The sequence below is a fragment of the Neptuniibacter pectenicola genome (genome assembly GCF_001597735.1).
Classification (GTDB): Bacteria; Pseudomonadota; Gammaproteobacteria; order Pseudomonadales; family Balneatricaceae; genus Neptuniibacter; species Neptuniibacter pectenicola.
Map to the genome: position 1 here is coordinate 116966 of NZ_LUTS01000009.1, position 21173 is coordinate 138138.

At 46.8% G+C, this 21173-nt stretch carries 16 protein-coding genes and 3 tRNA genes; 14 read left to right on the top strand and 5 right to left on the bottom strand.

Features of this window, described 5'->3' with window-relative positions; genetic code table 11:
- Nucleotides 1-25: 25 nt before the first annotated feature.
- The gene (gene mutS, locus A3773_RS12760; protein ID WP_067986606.1) at nucleotides 26-2590 is read right to left on the bottom strand and encodes a DNA mismatch repair protein MutS; all 2565 of its coding nucleotides are present in this window, start codon (nucleotides 2588-2590) and stop codon (nucleotides 26-28) included.
- Nucleotides 2591-2777: 187 nt separating this feature from the next.
- Between mutS and pncC the strand changes: the two genes are divergently transcribed.
- The 13 genes from pncC to A3773_RS12825 all read left to right on the top strand — a co-directional run bounded on the left by pncC (nucleotide 2778) and on the right by A3773_RS12825 (nucleotide 14819).
- Nucleotides 2778-3254: a nicotinamide-nucleotide amidase gene (pncC, locus tag A3773_RS12765; protein WP_067986608.1), complete on the top strand. Its 477-nt coding sequence runs from the start codon at nucleotides 2778-2780 to the stop codon at nucleotides 3252-3254.
- A gap of 90 nt (nucleotides 3255-3344) precedes the next feature.
- Nucleotides 3345-4385 carry a recombinase RecA gene (gene recA, locus A3773_RS12770; RefSeq protein WP_067986610.1) on the top strand — a complete coding sequence of 347 codons (1041 nt, stop codon included), beginning with the start codon at nucleotides 3345-3347 and terminating at the stop codon, nucleotides 4383-4385.
- 89 nt (nucleotides 4386-4474) lie between these two features.
- The gene (locus tag A3773_RS12775) at nucleotides 4475-4942 is read left to right on the top strand and encodes a regulatory protein RecX (protein ID WP_067986612.1); all 468 of its coding nucleotides are present in this window, start codon (nucleotides 4475-4477) and stop codon (nucleotides 4940-4942) included.
- A gap of 204 nt (nucleotides 4943-5146) precedes the next feature.
- Nucleotides 5147-7741: an alanine--tRNA ligase gene (gene alaS, locus A3773_RS12780; protein ID WP_067986719.1), complete on the top strand. Its 2595-nt coding sequence runs from the start codon at nucleotides 5147-5149 to the stop codon at nucleotides 7739-7741.
- Nucleotides 7742-7762: 21 nt separating this feature from the next.
- Nucleotides 7763-9004, top strand: a complete 1242-nt coding sequence (locus A3773_RS12785; RefSeq protein ID WP_067986615.1) for an aspartate kinase — start codon at nucleotides 7763-7765, stop codon at nucleotides 9002-9004.
- 139 nt (nucleotides 9005-9143) lie between these two features.
- Complete coding sequence (csrA, locus tag A3773_RS12790; protein WP_067986617.1) at nucleotides 9144-9332, top strand: carbon storage regulator CsrA; 189 nt, start codon at nucleotides 9144-9146, stop codon at nucleotides 9330-9332.
- A 57-nt stretch (nucleotides 9333-9389) separates the two neighbouring features.
- Nucleotides 9390-9479 (top strand) — tRNA-Ser (locus tag A3773_RS12795).
- A 9-nt stretch (nucleotides 9480-9488) separates the two neighbouring features.
- Nucleotides 9489-9565: transfer RNA gene (locus tag A3773_RS12800), tRNA-Arg, on the top strand.
- Between the two features lie 22 nt (nucleotides 9566-9587).
- A tRNA-Arg gene (locus A3773_RS12805) sits at nucleotides 9588-9664 on the top strand.
- 80 nt (nucleotides 9665-9744) lie between these two features.
- Complete coding sequence (gene thiI / locus A3773_RS12810) at nucleotides 9745-11208, top strand: tRNA uracil 4-sulfurtransferase ThiI (RefSeq protein WP_067986619.1); 1464 nt, start codon at nucleotides 9745-9747, stop codon at nucleotides 11206-11208.
- Between the two features lie 224 nt (nucleotides 11209-11432).
- Nucleotides 11433-11669: an OadG family protein gene (locus tag A3773_RS12815; protein WP_067986622.1), complete on the top strand. Its 237-nt coding sequence runs from the start codon at nucleotides 11433-11435 to the stop codon at nucleotides 11667-11669.
- Nucleotides 11670-11725: 56 nt separating this feature from the next.
- On the top strand, nucleotides 11726-13507 hold the full coding sequence (gene oadA / locus A3773_RS12820; RefSeq protein WP_067986624.1) for a sodium-extruding oxaloacetate decarboxylase subunit alpha: 1782 nt from the start codon (nucleotides 11726-11728) through the stop codon (nucleotides 13505-13507).
- A gap of 10 nt (nucleotides 13508-13517) precedes the next feature.
- The gene (locus A3773_RS12825; RefSeq protein ID WP_067986626.1) at nucleotides 13518-14819 is read left to right on the top strand and encodes a sodium ion-translocating decarboxylase subunit beta; all 1302 of its coding nucleotides are present in this window, start codon (nucleotides 13518-13520) and stop codon (nucleotides 14817-14819) included.
- 63 nt (nucleotides 14820-14882) lie between these two features.
- Here A3773_RS12825 and A3773_RS12830 read toward each other — a convergent pair whose 3' ends face one another.
- Nucleotides 14883-15806 carry a histone deacetylase family protein gene (locus A3773_RS12830; protein ID WP_067986628.1) on the bottom strand — a complete coding sequence of 308 codons (924 nt, stop codon included), beginning with the start codon at nucleotides 15804-15806 and terminating at the stop codon, nucleotides 14883-14885.
- A 294-nt stretch (nucleotides 15807-16100) separates the two neighbouring features.
- Between A3773_RS12830 and A3773_RS12835 the strand changes: the two genes are divergently transcribed.
- Nucleotides 16101-17705, top strand: coding sequence for a tetratricopeptide repeat protein (locus A3773_RS12835; protein ID WP_067986630.1), 1605 nt, complete (start codon nucleotides 16101-16103; stop codon nucleotides 17703-17705).
- A gap of 181 nt (nucleotides 17706-17886) precedes the next feature.
- Here A3773_RS12835 and A3773_RS12840 read toward each other — a convergent pair whose 3' ends face one another.
- The 3 genes from A3773_RS12840 to A3773_RS12850 form a co-directional block, all read right to left on the bottom strand.
- Nucleotides 17887-19440, bottom strand: coding sequence for a tripartite tricarboxylate transporter permease (locus tag A3773_RS12840; protein ID WP_067986632.1), 1554 nt, complete (start codon nucleotides 19438-19440; stop codon nucleotides 17887-17889).
- Nucleotides 19441-19444: 4 nt separating this feature from the next.
- Nucleotides 19445-19918 carry a tripartite tricarboxylate transporter TctB family protein gene (locus A3773_RS12845; RefSeq protein WP_067986634.1) on the bottom strand — a complete coding sequence of 158 codons (474 nt, stop codon included), beginning with the start codon at nucleotides 19916-19918 and terminating at the stop codon, nucleotides 19445-19447.
- A gap of 107 nt (nucleotides 19919-20025) precedes the next feature.
- Nucleotides 20026-21009, bottom strand: a complete 984-nt coding sequence (locus tag A3773_RS12850; protein WP_231902209.1) for a tripartite tricarboxylate transporter substrate binding protein — start codon at nucleotides 21007-21009, stop codon at nucleotides 20026-20028.
- Nucleotides 21010-21173: the final 164 nt, after the last annotated feature.

Genomic DNA, 21173 nt, shown 5'->3' on the forward strand with positions numbered 1-21173 from the left:
GGCGGTTTTTTTTTTTTTGTGTCTGTTAAACCAGTGCTTTGAGTGTATAGAGTAGATCCAGTGCTTGCCGAGGTGAAAGTTCATCCGGCGAGATCTTTTTCAGCTCTTTTACTGCCTTGTGGGTCGGTGCTGAGAACATATCATTTTGCACCGGTGGTGGAGGCGTGGTCATCTGGGCCGCGACGGTCACATCTTGTTCTAATTGCAGAAGCTTTGTTTTGGCCTGCTGTATTATTTGTAAAGGTACGCCGGCCAGTTGCGCTACTTGTAAACCATAGCTTTGGCTAGCGGGGCCCTCTTTTACTTCGTGCAGAAATACAATGTGGTCATTGTGCTCAACCGCAGTTAAATGCACATTAAATACGCTCGGTGCCTGTTCAGGCAAGCTGGTTAATTCAAAGTAATGGGTTGCAAACAGTGTAAAGGCGCGGGTCTCTCGGGCAAGGTTTTCTGCACACGCCCACGCGAGGGATAAACCGTCAAAGGTGCTTGTGCCTCGACCGACTTCATCCATGAGCACAAGGCTACGGTCTGTGGCGTTATGCATAATGTTTGCGGTTTCAGTCATTTCGACCATAAAGGTTGATCGACCACCGGCAAGGTCATCAGATGATCCCATACGGGTGAATATGCGATCCACAATACCGATTGTTGCTGCACTCGCAGGGACATAGCTGCCTATATGGGCAAGCAGTGTAATTAGGGCGGCTTGGCGCATGTAGGTGGATTTACCGCCCATGTTTGGTCCCGTGATGATCAGCATCTTACGCTTGGAATCAAGTTCTAAATCATTGGAGACAAAGGGGTCGTCTAATACGCTCTCAACAACCGGGTGGCGGCCCCGTTGGATGCGTATCTGCGGCTCGTCGGTCAGTGTGGGGGGAATATAATCTAGGGTTGAAGCGCGTTCCGCTAAGTTGTTAAGCGTGTCGAGTTCGGCGATGGCCGCGGCAGAATCCTGCAATTCGGCGAGTTCAGCGGCTAAGGTTTCGAGTAGGGCTTCATAGAGCGCTTTTTCTCGAGAGAGTGCTCGGCTTTTGGCCGAGAGGGCTTTGTCTTCAAATTCTTTTAGTTCAGGTGTGATATAACGTTCGGCATTTTTTAATGTTTGGCGACGGATATACTCAGCGGGGAGTTCGGCTTTTTGCGCTTTGCCTATCTCAATAAAGTAGCCGTGTACGCGGTTATAGCCCACTTTTAGTGTTGGAATGCCTGTGCGTTCACGTTCCCGGCATTCAAGTTCAATTAAGTAGGCACCGGCGTTTTCGCTGAGGCCGCGTAATTCATCAAGCTCACTGTCGTAACCTGTGGCGATAACGCCGCCGTCTCGAATAATAACCGGTGGGTTATCGATAATTGCACGGCTGAGTAGGTCTGCTAAAACGGGAAACTCGTTAATCGTGGATGCCAGTTCAGCTATCCTTGGCGCGGTTGTTTCCTTTAGCTTGCCCTGTAAACTGGGCAGTATATTTAATGAGTTTTTGAGTCGTTCCAAGTCGCGCGGACGTGCTGAGCGCAATGCTATTCGCGCTAATATACGTTCGCTATCACCGATTTTTTTAAGATCTTGCTCTATGGCTTCAAAGCGGTATTCATCTTGAAACCACTGTATAGATGCTTGTCGAGCTAATAGCGTATGTCTGTCTTGTAGAGGGCGGTGTAACCAGCGTCGGAGTAAACGGCTACCCATCGGTGTACGGCATTTGTCGATCACTTGGGCTAATGTGTTATCAAAGCCACCCGAGAGATTTTGGTCTATCTCTAAGTTTTTGCGGGTTGCCGCATCTAATGCTACACAGTCGTTGTGGTGTTCAACATGGATGCGACGAATGTGGGGGAGTGCGGTTCTTTGTGTGTCTTTTGCGTATTGTAGTAAGCAACCTGCGGCGCTTATTGCGACCGTGTAGTGTTCGCAGCCAAACCCACCTAGGTCTTTAACTTTAAACTGCTGGCATAAGAGGTTGTGGGCTGTATCTGATTCGAAGTGCCATGGCGCTTGAGGCCGTAAGCTTTTGCGGTTGGCTAATAGGCTTCCTAAGGTTGTTTCTTCGTTATAGAGCGTTTCTGAGGGGCGTAAACGTTCTAGCTCGCTTAGAAGCGAATCTTGGTTGCTGACCTCAAGTATACTGAAGCGACCTGAAGTGATATCGACAATGGCAAGGCCATAAGTATCATCTATCTGGTTGATCGCGACTAATAGGTTATCTCTATTTTCATCCAGTAGGGCTTCATCGCTTACCGTGCCTGGGGTAATAATGCGCGCAACCGCACGCTCAACAGGCCCTTTGCTGGTGGCGGGGTCGCCGATTTGCTCGCAGATGACAACGGATTCCCCTGCTCGAACTATTTTTCCTACATAGGTTTCTGCCGCATGGTAGGGGATGCCGGCCATAGGGATCGGTTCCCCACCGGATTTTCCGCGTGCAGTTAACGAGATATCCAGTAATTCAGAGGCTTTTTTTGCATCATCGTAAAAAAGTTCATAAAAGTCCCCCATTCGATAGAACACAAGCTGGTTGGGATGCTGAGCTTTAATGCGTAGGTATTGCTGCATCATGGGAGTGTGGGTTGGGGATGCTTTTGTAACCATCTAATTATACTGTCTATTTTAAGGTAAATTAGCTCTGCTAAACTGCAGACGTTATGGGGTGTATTGTACGTTAAATGGATATGACAACATAGGTGTGTTTGTTTGTGTGCAGGTGGCTGTTTTTTATGTGGCGTTAACTTAAGCGCAAACGAGGAATAAATCTTCTGTGAGGATTGGAGTGTGAAATATGCAGCAGTTAGTGAGTGATATTGGTCGTCAAGCGGTTGCTGAAAACGTGATGATTGCAACAGCGGAATCATGCACCGGCGGTTGGATTGCACAGGAAATAACAGCCGTTGCAGGTAGTTCTGCTTGGTTTGATCGAGGGTTTGTGACGTACAGTAATCAATCCAAGCATGAGATGCTGGGGGTTGCTGAGCAGACCCTTGAGCAGTATGGGGCGGTATCCGAGCCGGTCGTGATTGAGATGGCCGAAGGTGTGTTATTGCATAGCTCTGCCCAGTTGTCGGTTGTGACGAGCGGCGTTGCTGGACCGGGTGGTGGCAGTGCTGAAAAGCCGGTGGGTACGGTGTGGTTTGCGTGGGCGGTGCGTGATAAGCCGACCCGAACGGCAGTTTTTCAGTTTAATGGCGATCGTGAATCCGTTCGAAAACAAGCGGTTAGGGTAGCGCTTGAAGGAATTTTGCAGAACTTGACCTTATGAGGGTTGCAATCCAGAAATGTTATGAAATAATACTGTCCATACATACAGTATATTTCAACGTAATGTGAAATGACTTAGACAGGGTTTAAGATGGACGCGAATCGTAAAAAAGCGCTTGATGCAGCATTAGGGCAGATTGAAAGACAGTTTGGTAAAGGTGCAGTCATGCGAATGGGGGATCAGCCGAGAGAAGCGATCCCTGCTGTATCCACAGGTTCTTTGGGTCTGGATATTGCCTTAGGCATAGGTGGTTTGCCGTATGGTCGAATCGTAGAGATCTATGGTCCGGAGTCCTCAGGTAAAACAACACTGACTTTGCAAGTGATTGCAGAAGCGCAGAAAGAGGGTAAAACCTGTGCGTTTGTTGATGCTGAGCATGCGTTAGATCCAATCTATGCTGGGAAGTTAGGCGTTGATGTGGATAACTTATTAGTGTCACAGCCTGATACGGGTGAGCAAGCGTTAGAAATTACTGACATGCTTGTACGCTCTAATGCGGTTGATGTAATTATTGTTGACTCGGTTGCCGCATTAACCCCTAAAGCTGAAATCGAGGGCGATATGGGTGATACGCACGTTGGTTTGCAGGCACGATTGATGTCTCAGGCGCTGCGTAAATTGACAGGTAATGTTAAAAACTCAAACTGCCTGCTGGTCTTTATTAACCAGATCCGTATGAAAATTGGCGTTATGTTTGGTAATCCCGAAACAACAACGGGCGGTAATGCGCTTAAGTTTTACTCCTCTGTTCGATTAGATATCCGTCGTACGGGCGCTGTTAAACTGGGCGATGAGATTATTGGTAACGAGACCCGCGTCAAAGTTGTGAAGAACAAAGTGGCGCCGCCATTCCGTCAAGCTGAATTCCAAATCATGTACGGTAAAGGTATTTACCATATGGGTGAGGTGATTGATTTAGGTGTTAAAGAGGGCTTGGTTGATAAATCGGGTGCTTGGTACGCTTATAATGGCGATAAAATTGGCCAAGGTAAGGCAAATGCGGCTAAGTATTTAGAAGAAAATATGGCGATAGCGAATGAGATTGAGGTCGAATTGCGCAAACGCTTGTTGGCTGCTGAGCCTGAAGTTAAAGAAGAGAGTGACTCTTCTGAAAACCTTGATCTGATTTAGTGTGACATAGGTCATGATTAAAACCTCCTTCACTGCTGGTGATGGGGGTTTTTGCGTTTTAGGGTGCTGAGATTTAAAAGGGGGAGGGTATGGCGAAAGAGATCACCCAAAAAGATTTATGGAATAGGGCGATAGGCTTGCTCTCACGGCGTGAATATTCAAAAGCTGAATTACGCAATAAACTGTTGTTAATATCGGAAAACCTTGATGTAGAGCCAGTGTTACATGAGTTGGAAGCGGAGGGGTATCAATCGGATGAGCGGTTTGTTGACAGTTTTTTACGTATGAGAATTGCACAAGGTCATGGTTTGATGCGTATTCGGTTTGATCTTAAACGTAAAGGGGTTGATGAGGGCTTAATTGAAGATGCCTTAGTGGCTAATGATGTTGATTGGTATGAGCTGGCGTTGGCGCTCTATCAGCGGAAGTATGCGCTCTCATCTAAACCATTGGACTATAAAGAGCGCGCTAAACGTGTGCGTTTTATGAGTCAGCGAGGGTTTTCTTTTGAAGAAATACACTATGCTGAAAGTAACGCCTCAGAACCTGTTAATTAAACGTAAATGATCACGACCCGTCCACGCTAGCCCCATTAGTTGCTCTATTAATGGTCATTGGTTCAAAAATATTCGAACAATTTCAGTACACGATATATACTATGGCGCCCATATTTGTGGTTACTTTTTTCTGTCATGGCGATTAATTTGCCATTAGGCAGGTTTACCAGAACGGACACGCATACGGTTCATCTAATGAAATACATGACAAGCGCTGAAATTCGCCAAGCTTTTTTAGAATATTTTAATGAGCAAGGTCATGAGATTGTAGCGAGTAGCTCTCTCATTCCTGCTAATGATCCCACATTGATGTTTACGAATGCGGGTATGGTTCAGTTTAAAGATGTTTTCCTGGGTAGTGATAAACGTAGCTATTCGCGTGCGACCAGTTCTCAGCGTTGTGTGCGTGCTGGTGGTAAGCACAACGATTTAGAGAATGTGGGTTATACCGCGCGTCACCATACGTTTTTTGAGATGCTCGGGAACTTTAGTTTTGGCGACTACTTTAAACGGGATGCGATCCAGTTTGCTTGGCGCTTTTTGACTGAGGTGATGGGGCTGCCTAAAGAACGCTTGTGGGTCACGGTCCATCATTCTGATACGGAAGCTGAGCAGATCTGGAAAGAGGAGATGGGGATTGATCCTGAACGCTTTTCTAAACTAGATGAAGATAATTTCTGGTCGATGGGTGATACCGGCCCTTGTGGTCCCTGTACGGAAATATTTTTTGATCATGGGGCAGATGTTTGGGGTGGCCCTCCAGGTAGCCCAGAAGAAGATGGCGATCGCTATATCGAAATCTGGAACGTCGTATTTATGCAGTATAACCGCAACGCTGCCGGTGAAATGACGCCCCTGCCAAAACCATCGGTTGATACGGGTATGGGGTTAGAGCGTATCGCTGCGGTTATGCAGAATGTTCACTCCAATTACGAAATTGACCTGTTTCAAAACTTGCTAAAAGCAACGGCAGAAGCGGTTGGTGTCAATGATCTAGATAATAAGTCCTTACGCGTTATTGCGGACCATATTCGCTCCTGTTCATTCCTTATTGTGGATGGTGTATTACCCTCTAATGAAGGTGCGGGCTATGTATTAAGACGTATTATTCGTCGCGCCGTACGACATGGGAAGAAGTTAGGGGCGAGTGGACCTTTCTTTAACCAGCTGGTTGCTGCGTTGGTTAAAGAGATGGGTGGTGCCTACCCTGAATTAACAGAAAAGCAGGCGCAGGTTGAGCGTGTACTTCTAAAAGAAGAAGAGCAGTTTGCGAAAACGCTCGATCATGGGATGCGCTTACTGCAGGAAGCGATTGACCAGTTAGAAGGGACAGAGATTCCCGGAGAAACGGTCTTTAAGCTATATGACACGTATGGTTTCCCGTTTGATTTAACCGCTGACGTTGCGCGTGAGTATGAGTTGAGCGTTGATGAGGCTGGTTTTGATCGTGCCATGGATGCTCAGCGCGAGCGTGCCCGTGCCGCAGGTAAGTTCTCAGTTGATTATAATGATGCGATCCGATTGGATGGTGCGACTGAGTTTACAGGGTATGAGGTGTTGGAGGGGAACGCTACGGTTGTTGCGTTGTTTGCTGACGGTGCTGAAGTTGAGCAGTTGACTGCAGGCCAAACCGGTATTGTTGTGCTTGATCAAACGCCATTCTATGCAGAATCCGGCGGCCAAGTGGGTGATAGTGGCACATTGACAGCGGACGCGGTTCTGTTTGATGTGACCGATTGTACCAAAGAGGGCAAAAACCACCTTCATCATGGTGTATTAACGTCAGGTTCATTGGCGGTGGGCGACTCTGTCCTTCCTAAAGTGAATGAAACGCGCCGTCGAGCTATTGCATTGAACCACTCTGCGACCCATTTATTGCATGCAGCATTGTCGACCGTGCTCGGTGATCATGTACAACAGAAAGGCTCTCTTAATGATGATGAGCGTTTACGTTTTGACTTCTCTCACTTTGAGGCAATGACGGCTGAGCAGATTAGCGAAGTGGAACGTATTGTTAATGAGCAGATCCGTCAAAACTCAGCAGTTGTGACTGAGGTCATGGCGATAGATGCAGCTAAAGAGAAAGGGGCTGCAGCGTTGTTTGGCGAAAAATATGACGAGACCGTCAGAGTACTTTCTATGGGAGGTGATTTTTCTATTGAACTTTGTGGCGGTACGCATGCCAAACGTACTGGCGATATAGGTTTACTGAAAATTGTTTCTGAAGGTGGTGTTGCTGCCGGTGTTCGACGTATTGAAGCGGTAACCGGTGAAGGTGCCTTCAAGTGGTTGAGTGAAACCGATGCTACGCTTTCTACAGTCTCAGCGCTTGTTAAAGGTTCCCGTGAATCGGTTGTTGATAAGGTTAAAAACCTATCCGACCGTAACCGTCAGTTGGAAAAAGAGCTTGAGCAGTTAAAAACTAAGCTGGCTTCTGCCGCGGGTTCTGATCTTTTAAGTACAGCGATTGATGTGAAGGGTATTAAGGTTCTGGCGGCTCAGTTAGAAGGTGTTGAGCCCAAAGCCCTCCGTGACACGATTGATCAGCTAAAGAATAAACTCGGTCAAGGCGTTGTTGTATTAGCAACCGTGCAGGACGACAAAATTGCCTTAGCTGCTGGGGTAAGCAAAGCGCTTACAGGGCAGATTAAAGCAGGGGATATCATCAAAGATTTGACTGGAAAAATTGGCGGTAAGGGCGGTGGACGTCCTGACTTTGCGCAGGGTGGGGGTACTGATCTTAATGCCTTGCCTGCCGCACTAGAGTCGGTTGCAAGTCTTGTTGATGCGGCAGTCTAACCTGCTTACAGGAAAATAATTATGGCGCTGTATGTTCAAAAGTACGGTGGAACCTCCGTCGGTAGTGTGGAACGGATTGAAGCTGTAGCCGAAAAGATACAAGGTTTTAAACGGCAGGGGCATGACATTGTTGTGGTTGTGTCGGCGATGAGTGGCGAAACAAACCGTCTTATCGGTTTGGCAAAAGAGATTCAGCCGCATACGCCAAATCCTCGTGAGATGGATGTGCTGGTATCTACCGGTGAGCAGGTGACTATCGCCTTGCTCTGTATGGCATTGGAGAAGCGTGGTGTGCCTGCGCGCTCTTATACGGGTGGTCAAGTGAAAATTTTGACCGACTCCTCGCACATGAAAGCGCGTATAGAAGATATTGAGGTATCTTCCATGCAGGCGGATCTGGCTGAGGGGCGAGTCATTGTGGTCGCTGGTTTCCAAGGTGTGGACGCTGGCGGCAATATCACTACTTTAGGTCGTGGTGGCTCAGATACGACCGGTGTGGCGCTTGCGGCGGCACTGAAGGCGGATGAGTGCCAGATCTATACGGATGTTGACGGCGTATACACTACAGACCCTCGGGTTGTTGAAGGGGCTCAGCGTCTCAACGTTATTACGTTTGAAGAGATGTTAGAGATGGCCAGTCTCGGCTCAAAAGTATTGCAGATTCGTGCGGTTGAGTTTGCAGGGAAGTATAAGGTTCCCTTGAGAGTGTTACATAGCTTCCAAGACGGGCCGGGTACGTTGATTACCATAGAGGATGAGTCAACAGTGGAAAAACCAATAATTTCAGGCATCGCGTTTAACCGTGATGAAGCAAAGCTAACCGTTATAGGCGTGCCCGATATCCCAGGTGTGGCGTCTAAAATTTTAGGTCCGGTTAGTCGTGCCAATATTGAAGTTGATGTGATTGTGCAGAATGTGGCTGCGGATAACACAACGGATTTTACGTTTACTGTACATCGGAATGATTACGAAGAGGCCTGTACGGTTCTTAATCAGGTGGCAGAAGAGCTTGGTGCTCGAGATGTGGTGGGTGATAACAAAATTGCCAAAGTCTCGATTGTGGGCGTGGGTATGCGCTCTCATGCAGGTGTAGCAAGTAAAATGTTTGACGCTTTAGCAGAAGAAAATATTAATATTCAGATGATTTCTACCTCTGAGATTAAAGTTTCTGTTGTTATTGCGGAGAAGTATCTAGAGCTGGCTGTGCGTGCTTTACACACTGCTTTTGAGCTGGATGTGAACAATTCTGTAAGTGAAAAATAGAACTTATAGCGAGAAGCTGGTCTATAGTTAGGTTAGCGTTATTATGTGGCAGCATATCGGCAGAGTATTGGATGAATGTCGGCGTGTGGTTTGTTTTTAAAGCAGGCTAGCCTTGGATGTACACAGGAGATTCAAAGTCATGTTAATTCTTACTCGCCGTGTAGGCGAAACTTTAATGGTTGGTGACGAAGTCACTGTCACAGTGCTTGGTGTTAAGGGAAATCAGGTTCGTATTGGCGTAAATGCGCCTAAGGATGTGTCTGTTCACCGAGAGGAAATCTATCAGCGTATCCAGCGTGAAAAGGAAGAAGAGGAAAAACAGCAATAAATTTATAATCTTTTCTTTCCTTTTTACAATCAGTTAGGTATATTACGCGCCGTTGTTGGTGAGCTGGCCGAGTGGCTGAAGGCGCGCCCCTGCTAAGGGCGTATAGGAGAAATCTTATCTAGGGTTCGAATCCCTAGCTCACCGCCATTTGATTAAGCGCCCGTAGCTCAGCTGGATAGAGTACCTGGCTACGAACCAGGCGGTCAGAGGTTCGAATCCTCTCGGGCGCGCCACTTCAAAAAATATTTCAGATATGCGCCCGTAGCTCAGCTGGATAGAGTACCTGGCTACGAACCAGGCGGTCAGAGGTTCGAATCCTCTCGGGCGCGCCATCTGATCCTAAACTGTATATGTACCTCCCTTCGTTTTATAATAATCATTCATATTCTTTTATATTGTTGAGCTCCCCGCTATGAAGTTCTCTATTCGTCTCTTTCCAGAAATTACCATCAAAAGTCGTCCTGTACGTAAACGCTTAATTCAGCGTCTGCAAAGTAATTTGCAAAATATGACGCGCCGCATTGATGAACAGATCAAAGTGCGTGGCCATTGGGATAAACTTGATGTGGTGTGTGAAGGTGCGGATGCTGATGTCGTTGCGCAGGTGGTTGATCTTATGCAGCGTACGCCGGGTATCCATAGCTTTGTGGAAGTGACAGAGTACCCGTTGGGTGATTTTCACGATATCTACGAAAAAGCACACGCCATTTATGCGGATGAGTTAAGGGGTAAAACCTTTAAGGTGCGTGTGAAGCGCTCAGGCAAGCATGAGTTCCGTTCTATTGATGTTGAGCGTTACGTAGGGGGTGGGCTAAATCAGCACTCAGAAGCGCTTGGCGTGGATGTGCATAAGCCTGATCTTTATGTGGATTTAGAGATCCGTCAGGATAAGCTGCACGTTGTTACGAATACTTACAAAGGCCTTGGCGGTTTTCCGCTGGGTACACAAGAAGCGACTTTATCTTTAATCTCGGGTGGATTTGATTCCATCGTTGCCAGCTACATGTCCATGCGACGTGGCTGTAAAACCCATTTCCTTTTCTTTAACTTAGGTGGGCATGCACACGAGATTGGTGTGAAGCAGGTTGCGCTTTATTTATGGCAGCGATATGGCTCCTCTGCGCGGGTTAAGTTTATTACGATCCCGTTTGATGAAGTCATCGGTGAGATTCTTCAGTCCGTCCATCACTCACATATGGGTGTTGTGCTTAAGCGCATGATGATGAGAGCAGGGGAGAAAGTATCTGACCGTATGGGTATTGATGCCTTAGTTACCGGGGAAAGTATTGCTCAAGTCTCCAGTCAAACGCTGCCTAACCTTGCCATTATTGATGCGGCGACAGAGAAACTGGTGGTCAGACCGCTCGTGACAATGGATAAGCAGGATATTATCGATATAACGCGTGAGATAGGGGCTTATGATTTCGCGAAAAATATGCCCGAATACTGCGGTGTTATCTCCGACCGTCCGACGACATGCGCTAAAAAAGACCGCGTTGAGAAAGAGGAGTTAGATTTTGACTACGAGGTGCTAGAAAGGGCCTTGGAGCGTCGTCAGGTGATTAGTATCGACGAAATTATTGAAGACGTGAATGTTCATGCCGAGGTTGAGGCGCTCACGAAGGTTGGTCCTAATCAGGTTGTTGTGGATATTCGCGCACCCCATGAGCAAGAAAAGAAACCGCTCAACCTACCGGGTTGTGAAATTCAACTGGTCCCGTTTTTTGCTCTTGCTGCTGCGTCCGATGAATTTTCTGAAGAAAAAGAATACCTGCTTTACTGCGAGAAAGGTGTGATGAGCCAAATGCATGCGCATCAGATGCAGGAAAGAGGCTTTAGTAATGTGAAAGTATACCGTCCTGGCGCGACTGAATAGCGAGCTTGGGCTAAAATTGGGGGCAGGTTAGGGTGTATTTGATGATATATACCCCCAATTAAGTGAATTTTGACCTCAATTTATTGCCAGAAATGGACTTTTCGGGTTTAATTATGGTCCATTTGCAACCAGTGCATTCGCTAATGGACGCTTACATTTTGTAAACGGACCAAAAGTCACTCATTAAGCGAATGGGTTTCGATAAGTACAGGAGCATCCACAAGATGGAAAATCTGCTATCAGAAGGCCTCGAATTGATGGTCTTTGGTATGGGGTTCGTATTTGTATTTTTGACATTGTTGATCTTTACAACTGCAGGAATGTCAAAAGTAGTTAGCAAATATTTCCCAGAAGCACCTGCTAAGCCAAAAGCAAAGAAAGCTGCGCCTGCAGCTGCTACGGCTAGTAATGATGAGTTGATAGCTGTTATGACAGCTGCCGTTCATAAATACCGTTCATAAACAAAGAACGGATCAATAAAGAATAATCTGCATTAATAGACAGAAGGCCATTACCCATGACCGACGCTAAGAAACCACTTGGTATTACCGATGTAGTTCTACGTGACGCACATCAGTCACTTTTTGCTACGCGTATGCGAGTTGAAGATATGCTGCCGATCGCGGAAAAGCTGGATAAAGTAGGCTTTTGGTCCCTAGAAAGCTGGGGCGGCGCAACATTTGACGCATGTATTCGTTTTATCGGAGAAGATCCGTGGGAACGTATTCGTCTGCTTAAGCAGGCCATGCCAAATACTAAACAGCAGATGCTTCTGCGTGGACAGAACCTATTAGGTTACCGTCATTACGCTGATGATGTTGTAAATAAATTTGTTGAGCGTGCAGCGACGAACGGCGTTGACGTGTTCCGTATCTTTGATGCGATGAACGATCCCCGTAACCTTGAAACTGCAATTAAAGCAGTAAAGGCGACTGGCAAGCACGCTCAAGGCACAATCTCTTTTACTAAAAGCCCTGTTCACACCACAGATATGTGGGTTGAATATGCAAAAACGTTAGAAGATAAAGGTGCCGATTCTATAGCGATCAAAGATATGTCCGGTATCTTGACGCCTTATGATGCATTCGATCTGGTTTCTCGTCTTAAGGCGCAAACGGATCTAGAAGTGCAGCTACACGCACATGCAACCTCAGGCCTGTCTGATATGACAATCCTGAAGGCAGTAGAAGCGGGTATCGACCGTGTTGATACAGCGATCTCTTCTATGTCTATGACTTATGGCCATACGGCGACTGAGTCTGTTGTGGCGGCGTTAGCCGGTACGGATCGTGATACAGGCTTGGATCTGCTTCAACTTGAAGAGATTGCAGCTTACTTCCGTGAAGTACGTAAGAAATACGCTAAATTTGAAGGTTCTTTGCGCGGTACTGACTCTCGTATTCTTGTTGCTCAAGTGCCTGGTGGCATGTTGACTAACATGGAAGGCCAGCTGAAAGAGCAAGGCGCTGCTGATAAGTTTGACGATGTGTTGGCAGAGATTCCACGTGTACGTGAAGATCTTGGCTGGATCCCGTTGGTAACACCTACGTCTCAGATTGTAGGTACGCAAGCGGTGATTAACGTCCTTATGGGCGAGCGTTACAAAACAATTTCTAAAGAAGTTCAAGGTATCCTTAAGGGTGAGTATGGTGCAGCTCCTTCATCATACAATGCGGAACTTCAGGCGCGTGTTTTAGATGGCGGCGAAGAGATTACCTGTCGTCCTGCTGATCTACTTGAGCCAGAAATGGATAAATTGGTTGCTGAATTGAAAAATCTTGCAGCTGAAAAAGGCATCAGTCTAACGACCGGTGAGAACGAGGTCGACGATGTTCTAACCTACGCGTTATTCCCACAGATTGGCCTTAAATTCCTTGAAAATCGTAATAACCCTGATGCATTTGAACCTGTACCTACATTAGAGGACGCACTAGCGATGTCTGCACCTAAGAAATCTGGATCAGAAGTTTACACAATCACTGTTAACGGTCAGAACTACGTTGTACAAGTGGCTGAAGGCGGAGATATCTCTGCTGTAGCACCTGCATCTGCTGCGCCAGCTGCTGCTCCTGCAGCTGCCGGCGAAGGTGAAGAGGTTCCTGCACCGCTAGCGGGTAACATTTGGAAAGTTGAAGTGTCTGCTGGGCAGGCGGTTCAAGAGGGTGATGTACTTGTTATCCTAGAAGCGATGAAAATGGAAACGGAAGTACGTGCAGCACGCGCAGGTACGATTGTGACTATCGACGTAAGCGAAGGTGACGCTGTTCAGGTTGGCGATTCTTTGCTGACACTGGCTTAAGGTATTCTTGATGGAAAAGTTAACGCAACTGTTTACAGCCTCAGGTATTTACAATATCACAGGCGGCCAGTTCATCATGATTTTGGTTGGCTTGTTGCTATTGTTTCTAGCCATCCGAAAGAATTTTGAACCGTTGTTGCTTGTGCCTATTGGCTTTGGCGGCATTATGGCAAACATCCCAGAAGCGGGGCTTGCTTATTCTGCTGTTGAAAATGCAGTGCATTTTGCCGTACCGGATGTATTGAATGCGCTTGCAGGTGCGCTTAATATCGCCAGTACAGATCCCCATGATATTATTCATGCTTATCATGGTGCATCAGCTGCCGAGCATACAGCTGCAGTTTATGCTGCGCAGGATAGTGGTTATAACAACGGTATGTTGTATAACTTCTATACGGTTGCTATTGCTTCCGGTGCCGCACCATTGCTGATCTTTATGGGCGTAGGGGCCATGACCGATTTTGGTCCCTTGTTGGCGAACCCTAAAACACTGTTCTTAGGTGCTGCTGCGCAGTTTGGTATCTTTGCAACTGTATTAGGGGCTGTTGGCCTAACAGCGGTGGGTGTTATGGACTTTAACATTCAGGAAGCCGCTGCTATTGGTATCATCGGTGGTGCTGATGGACCAACGGCTATCTATGTAACGAGCTTGCTTGCTCCTCATTTGCTAGGTGCAATTGCCGTAGCTGCATACTCCTATATGGCGCTTGTTCCGCTTATTCAGCCGCCAATCATGAGAGCATTGACGACGGAAGCAGAGCGTAAAATCGCGATGCATCAGTTACGTCATGTTGGCAAAATAGAGAAGATTCTCTTCCCGATCTTGCTGCTTATCTTGGTTGCATTGTTATTGCCAGATGCTGCTCCATTATTGGGTATGTTCTGTTTTGGTAACTTAATGCGTGAGTGTGGTGTAGTGGATCGCTTGAGCGATACTGCGCAAAATGCACTGATCAATATCGTAACAATCTTCTTAGGATTGTCAGTCGGATCTAAACTATCTGCGGATAAGTTTTTGGATCTACAGACACTAGGTATCCTCTGCTTAGGTATTGTTGCATTCGGTATTGGTACGGCTTGCGGTGTTATCATGGCTAAGATCATGAACAAGATGGCCGGTGGTAACTCTATTAACCCACTGATTGGCTCTGCTGGTGTATCCGCTGTACCTATGGCTGCACGTGTATCAAATAAGATTGGTCTTGAGTCGAACCCTCAAAACTTCCTTTTGATGCATGCTATGGGGCCAAACGTAGCGGGTGTAATTGGATCTGCAGTTGCTGCGGGTGTGATGATCAAGTTTGTAAGCTAAGTCTATTAGCAATTAAAAAAGGCTGCCCATGGGCAGCCTTTTTTGTATGTCATGCTTAGGCGCTTAGTGGCCTGACAGTACTTCAATATGGGCTTGTACGCTAAAGGCTAGCGAAACAGGGTTATAGCCGCCTTCAAGGATAGAGACAATACGGTTTTTACTGTAGGTTTTTGCTGCATCCATTAAGAACTGTGTTACCCAACGGTAGTCTTCTTCATCTAATTTTATATCAGCCATAGGATCTTCATGGTGGGCATCAAACCCGGCTGAAATAATAATCATGTCTGGCTTATGGGCCTGAATCGCCGGTAGCCATTTAGACTCAACGAGCTTCCGAAAAACCAGTCCGTCACTGTGGGCGTCCATCGGACAGTTAATGATATGGTCGCGTACAATATCGCTATAACGTTCAGGGTAAAACGGATGTTGAAAGGTTGAACAGACCATCACTTCTGGCTTGTCTTTAAATATATCAACCGTACCGTTACCTTGGTGAACGTCAAAGTCAAAGATAGCAACCCGCTGAATATCAGGCTGTTGTAAAGCATGCATCGCCGCAATGGCTGCATTGTTATAAAAACAAAACCCCATAGGGTTGTTGTGTTCAGCATGATGGCCAGGTGGGCGTACGGCGCAGAAAGCGTTCTGAGCTTTCCCTGCAATCACTCGGTTAACGGCGAGTATGGCTGAGCCTGCGGCTAAACTTGCGGCATGGAGTGAGTCTGGGCAGAGCGCGGTATCGTCATCGGTATATACGACACCGTGTTCAGGGAGTTTCATCTCCAAACGCTTTTGATGAAGGTGGGCATGGGCCAACTGAATCTGCTCGGGGAGCACATGAACTGACTGGATGCGCTCAAGCTCCTGCATAAGCCCTGTTTTTTCAAGCACTTTTCGAATCGCGATGAGACGAATAGGGCTTTCAGGATGTTCGGGGCCCATATTATGCAGGCCGCAATCATCATGTGTGATAAATGCTGTAGTCATAGGTATCTATTGTTATATGTTTTTATTAAGTGTACCTGAAACCCATGCGTCTGGATCTTATCAAATTGTATCAATACCTCTAGACTACGCCCAGCCAGAGGCATTTTTCTTGATCTGTGTCATTCGTGTTTGAATGCTGTAGATATAGCATAGTCGACACAGCATAGAACTGTCTTGGCACCAAGTGTTTCACCCTACGCTTGGTGCTTTTTTTTGTTTTCAGTAAATGCTTTAGTCTTGAGCGCTCCGCTTTTATACTGCATAGATGTATGTGATTTCATCGCGGATGGTTGAGTGGCTAAAATAGATTATTCTGATAAACAAGTGTTGCTTATTGAAAGTAGTGGCAACATGCGTGCAACAATCTTCTATATGCTAAGAAGCTTGGGTGTGGTGAACTTAAAAGCGGTCACCATCAATGATCGCGTCCTTCCTGAAATATCAGAACATAACTACGATGTTATTCTTCTTGGTCACAACGTAAATGATAGTTTGGCGGGTATTCAGATTCTTGAAGAGTGTCGCTACCTTGGTTACATCAAGCCGAGTGCTTGCTGGGTTTTTATGACAAGTGATGCTTCCCAAGAAGTAATCTTGCATGCCATTGATAGCCGTCCAGATGAACTTATCATGAAGCCCTTCTCGATTGATGAGCTTAAGCATCGGTTGGATAATATACTATTCCGTAAGTCTATTTTTAAACCGATTGATGATGCGATTGAGGTGGGCGACTACCCGACAGCGATTAGTTACTGCCAAAACAATTTTTCCAGTTCCGATCCCGAATTTGATGAAGCGCAGCTGATGCTATCGCGTTTGCTTAATCAATTCGGTAAACCGGCGGAAGCGGCTAAGGTTGCAGAAAAACTTTATTGGAAAGCGCATGAGAAGGACGCAGGCTTATGTTGGGCTCAAGCGTTGCTGGCGCAGGATGAAGTAAAAGAAGCGCAGCGTTTATTAAAAGAGTTAATCGAAGAATACCCCTTATTTATTGTCGCCTATGACCTGTTAGCATCGAGTCATGAAAAAAATGGTGACTTGGAATTGGCCTGTGAAACCGTCAATGAAGCAACCCAACGCTCACCTTTAGGCATCCCCCGGCAAATGGAACTTGGCCGTTTGGCTACGCAGGCTAAAAAGCTGGATCTTGCTGGCGGGGCTTATAAAAAGTCGATCATGTTAGGGCGGCATAGCTGTTACAAGTCGCCTGAACCTTATCTCCGCTTGGCCAATGTAAAACGCTTAGAGTTATCGGCTGCTGAAGGTCCTGTTGCCTCTGAACTAAAAAGTGAGTTTGATAGTATCATTAATCAAGCGTACCGATCTTTTCCCGAAGACCACCTGTTACAAGTCAAAGCTTCGCTGCTAAAAAGTGAGCTCTATAATCAGCTAGGTGATACTGACGAGGCGAATAAATGTACCCGTGATGCTCAGCGTGCTAATTCTGAGTTATCCGCGCCACTCGACTTAGAGCGTGAGCTGTTGAATGTGACGGGTGATGCGGTGCCGCTGCTCGAACCTGAAAAAGCAAAACGGGCAACACCGACCGTGAGTAAAAAGCATGATCCTGAGATGAGTGTCAAAGTGAACCGCTTAGGGGTTAAGCATTATCTGTCCGGTAAAATGCCTCAAGCCCTTAAATATTTCGGGTTAGCAACGGAATATGACACGACAAATGTAAGCGCGCTGCTTAATTTAGCCCAGCTTTTTCTGGAGTCAGCGCGAGATTCAGTGGATAAACGTGCGGAGCGTGCAAAAATGGTAGCGCGTTATCTGAAGCTGTCGAGCCGGTTGGTGGCTGAGGGTGTCGAGAAGGATAAACATCATCAATTACAGGCGTATCTAGACTCAGGCATAGATAAACTCCCCGATGGTTCCTTGGGGAACCTTATACGCTAATGCGCATTGTCGGGCTGTTTGTTTAAGCCACTGCTACTTTGCTTATAAGGTGCTCACTTCTGTTCGGCACCTTTATTGTTCTTTTTCCTCCCCTGACCCTTGTTGGCGACTTAGCTTTTATTGAGCGGCTTTGACTCGTCCTTAGTTAAGCGTAGGGGCTGAAATTCAGCCCCGTATCCTATTAGCCTTCACCTTCTGAAATAGAGGTTTCTGGGCCTCTAGGCAGAGGCTCTTTTGTTTTTGAGCGTCTCAATAGTTCGATTAAAGGAGGAATAATTAAAACGATCAACGCGACACTCACAATGCCAAGGGTAAGAGGGCGCTCCCAGAGAAACGCAAAACTACCATCAGAAATAGTCAGTGCGCGGCTGAGATTATTCTCCATCAACCCACCTAAAATAAAGCCAAGTAGCATGGGTGCCATTGGGAACTCAAGCAGCTTCAAGAAAATAGCGATAGCTGTAATCAACGCCATCATATGTATATCAAAACTGTTAAAGCTGACCAGATAAACGCCAGTAATGGAGAAGAACAGAATGAGTGGAATTAAGATGGGGCGTGGGATCGCCAACAAACGAGAAATATAAGGAATAAGCGGCAGGTTTAGGATCAGCAACACTAGATTGCCAAAGTACATTGAGATAATAACTGACCAAAAAACATCAGGATTATCAATGAACAACCGAGGGCCTGGTTGAATACCATAAGCAATGAGTGCGCCCAGCATGATTGCGGTTGTGCCGGAGCCTGGGATACCTAGTGTTAAAAGCGGTACAAATGACCCTGTGGATGCAGCGTTGTTAGCCGATTCGGGAGCGGCTAAACCACGTAATGCACCTTTACCAAATTTAAGTTTCTCTTTTGCTGACGCTAGGTTTCGTTCCAATCCATAGGCGAGGAACGAGGCAATAGTGGCGCCTGCTCCGGGCAGTACGCCGACTAGAAATCCAAAAATAGATGACCTACCAATGGTCGGGGCGACATGTAAAATCTCCTCTTTGCTTAACTTCATGCTACCAAGCTGGCTCATATCCATCGCTTCTTCTTTCTCACGATGTTGGCCTTTAAGTACGGTCATGACGACTTCTGCCAGTGCAAAGGTTGCCATCGCTAACAGCAAGAAGCTGATGCCGTCGATTAAGTTCACATTACCAAAGGTGAAACGGGTAGTGCCTGATGTGACATCGGTACCGATGGTCGCAATCATGAGGCCAAAGACGGTCATGATCAGCGCTTTAATAACCTGTCCTTTACCCGAGAATGCAGCGACCGCTGTCAGGCCTAAAATCATCAACGCAAAATAATCACTGGACTGGAAGCTAAGTGATACCGAGGCTAAAGCCGGGGCGGCAAAAAGCAGCACAATGGCGCCAATGGTCCCGCCGGTAAAAGAGGAGTAAGCCGCTAATGCGAGAGCTTTGCCCGCTTGTTTTTGTTGTGCCAGCGGGTAACCGTCAAAGGAGGTTACAACGGTGCTGGCGCAGCCGGGCGCGTTGATCAAAATAGACGATGTGGAGCCGCCGAACACTGCACCATAATAGACACCGGCCATTAAAATAATACCGGATGAAGGGTCGAGTCCGTAGGTAATAGGAATCATCAACGCAACGGCAGAGATAGGGCCTAAGCCTGGAAGCATGCCGATAAAGGTGCCGGCAAAACAGCCGACGACAACCATGAGTAAATTAAAGGGCATTACCGCTGTGGTTAGCCCCGTTATAATTCCGTCTAACATGAGATTACCCTCCGAAAAGGTGAGTGAATAACTGACCTGGCGCAAGATAGATATCAAGCAGTTGGGTTAATACAAACCAAATACCTCCGGCAAAAGGCACTGAGGCCACTAGCAAGGTTTTGATCCGCCTTTCGCCTAATAACCAATACCCACCAATGAGGAAAAAGATGGTCGCAATAAAAAAGCCAACCCAGTCCAGTGCGAGTGCAAATGCGACGACTAGCACTAATAATTGTGTGACCAATCGGAAGTCGTAACCTGTTAGTGATAGCGTGCTACCGGGTGATCTATTGGCGGTTAGCAGTAAAACGATAGATAACAGAGCGCCTAATATTGCGAGTGCATTGGGGAGGCTTTGGGCATGAAAGGGTTCAAATTCATCCCCTGGTAAGAGTGCAATATGACCTGCGTAATAACCGTAGGTTGCAGATAGAGCCAGAAATACCAGACCTCCGATATGATCTTTGCTTAGCGTCATGGGGTTCTCCTGATACGGCAATGTTGCCATTAGGGGGTCAGAAAAAAGAGGGAATGGTGAGCGCATTCCCTTTAATAAAGGTTGTTGTGCCGCCGCTTAAGGGAGGCCTACTTGAGGAACCCTAGCTCTCTCATGAGCATGCCTATCTCTTTTTCCTGATCTTCAAGAAAGGCGATGAACTGTGTGTCGGGTTTGAATATTTCGGTCCAACCGTTGCGGGCACGTACGTTTTCCCATGCCTCGGTGTCGTACATTTTTTCCAATGCAGAGACAAACTCAGCCTTCTGAGCGTCATCTATACCCGGGGCTGCAAAAAAACCACGCCAGTTGACGAAAACTGCATCATAGCCAAGCTCTTTAAGGGTAGGGACCTCAGGTGCTGCCTCGTTACGCTCCGTACCGGTCATCACCAAAATGCGGACCTCACCTGCGTCAGCAAGCGCAAGAGCTTCGCTGAAACCGGTAGATAGGAGTTGAGTCTCCCCCGAGAGAAGCCCCGCCATCGCTTTGCCGCCGGCATCATAAGCGACATATCGCACTTGGCGAGCATCGCCCCCGGTTGCTTTAAAGGCCATAGCTGCCACTAAATGGTCCATGCTGCCTCGCGCAGAGCCGCCTGCAATTTTGATGGATCTTGGGTTCTTTTTGTAATCGGCCACGACCTCTTTAAAGGTGGTGTATTTAGAGTCTTTTTTGACAACAAATGCACCAAAGTCACCAATAGTTGCGGCGATCGGTGTGAGGTCTCGGAAGGATTGCGGGAATACTTTTGAGAGTGAGCGAATCACTATAGGCGTAGAGTTCACCATTAAGGCGTCTTGCTTTTGATCGGCTGTTTCAATTAAGTGAGCAATGGCCTTGCCGCCACCGCCGCCCGACATGTTCTCGTAAGAGGTCGTCTCGACTAATCCTGATTTTAATAGTGCCTCACCGGTACCGCGTGCGGTGCTATCCCAGCCGCCACCTGCGCCACCCGGAATTAGAAAGTGAATGCTTTCTAATGCTTGTGCTTGCAAAGATACACTCGCTGTAATGCAGGTTGTAAGAACCGCCGCTAAAATTTTTTTACTGTGTTTACGGGAGAAAGACATCACCATGACCTCGTATTTATTTTTATGATGCCTACAAGTTAGAGCGCCCGATAATTTTAATAAAGCTTATGAACTTAAAGGCTTTTTAGTTTATAAAAATCATTTTGTTCATATTGTTTACGGGTGTTTTTTAGTGGGTTTGTTTAAGATGAGAGCAGGTATAT